Here is a 1274-nt window from a genome sequence, read left to right on the forward strand (position 1 = left end):
GGTTATCATGTTTCATGCCTATGCGCGCCGCATGCTGGCCGCGCTGTCCTTCGTCATGCTGGTTGCGTCGGCGGCGCAAGCCGACGATGTCACCTTCGCCATCAAGAACAGCCACCCGAACGCCATGCGCGTCGAGCTCTACAGCCAGGATCGCGACTATGTCTGGCCGGGCGAGGACAAGGACTATTTCCTCGACGACGGCGAGACCAAGCAGCTGCCGATATCCTGCAACGCGGGCGAATCGATCTGCTACGGCGCCTGGGTCGATGGCGACGAGGGCACCTATTGGGGCGTCGGTCCCGGCAACACGGAAAAATGCGAGGATTGCTGCTACACCTGTAGCGGCGGCGAGACCGAGGAGATCGAGCTGGTCCCCTGACCGGTTTGCCAGCTTGACGGTCTTCGGGCCGGAGCCATAGCCTGTGCAAATACCCAGCGCGCGCCGCCTCGAACTGTTCAGACGCGACGTGCTTCAGGCAAAAGGAGCCCAGCTATGGCCGGCATGGTCGAAAGCGACAAGATCGATGTCGGGTTTTCCGGCAAGCGCTGCATCCATTCGCGCAACTGCGTGCTTGGCGATCCGCATGTCTTCGTGCCCAACGCGCCGGGCCAATGGATCCATCCCGAAGCGGCCAGCGTCGAGAAGATCGTCGCCATCGCCGAAAGCTGCCCGTCGGGCGCCATCACCTATGTCAGGAAGGATGGCGGGCCGCAGGAGCAATCACCGGTGGTCAACACGGTGCGGCTGCGGGAAAACGGCCCGCTGGCGGTACACGCCGAGATCGTGCTCGACGGCGAGACTTTTTATCGTGCCACGCTCTGCCGCTGCGGCGCTTCGGAGAACAAGCCGTTCTGCGACGGCAGCCACAACAAGTCCGGTTTTGCCGCCACCGGCGAGCCGCCGCTGAAGGACACGCCGGCGCTCGAAACGAGGAATGGTCCGCTGAAAGTGACGCCGACCACCAATGGCCCGCTCAAGCTTGAGGGCAATCTCGAGATCGTCACCGGAACCGGCCATACGGTCGACCGTACGCAACGCGCCTTCCTCTGCCGCTGCGGCCATTCCGCCAACAAACCGTTCTGCGATGGGACGCACAAGAAGGTGGGGTTTGTGGGGTAGCTGCGATCTCCCTCCTTGAGGGGGAGATGGCCGGCAGGCCAGAGGGGGTCGTCTCGCGTAGAGCGCTGGCTTCCTCTTTCGCCTCGTATGAAGTCGCATCCAGTCGTGCCGACCCCCTCTGTCGCCTTTGGCGACATCTCCCCCTCGAGGGGGG

The 1274-nt window shown here is 63.7% G+C and carries 2 protein-coding genes; both read left to right on the forward strand.

Annotated elements, in window-relative coordinates; translation table 11 throughout:
• Window positions 1-7: 7 nt before the first annotated feature.
• Window positions 8-379 (forward strand): hypothetical protein, encoded by a 372-nt coding sequence (locus tag EOC06_RS09255; RefSeq protein ID WP_027040247.1) that lies wholly within the window; start codon window positions 8-10, stop codon window positions 377-379.
• Window positions 380-493: 114 nt separating this feature from the next.
• On the forward strand, window positions 494-1120 hold the full coding sequence (locus EOC06_RS09260; RefSeq protein ID WP_128307574.1) for a CDGSH iron-sulfur domain-containing protein: 627 nt from the start codon (window positions 494-496) through the stop codon (window positions 1118-1120).
• Window positions 1121-1274: the final 154 nt, after the last annotated feature.

The sequence above is a fragment of the Mesorhizobium sp. M7A.F.Ca.MR.362.00.0.0 genome (genome assembly GCF_004023175.1).
Taxonomy (GTDB): Bacteria; Pseudomonadota; Alphaproteobacteria; order Rhizobiales; family Rhizobiaceae; genus Mesorhizobium.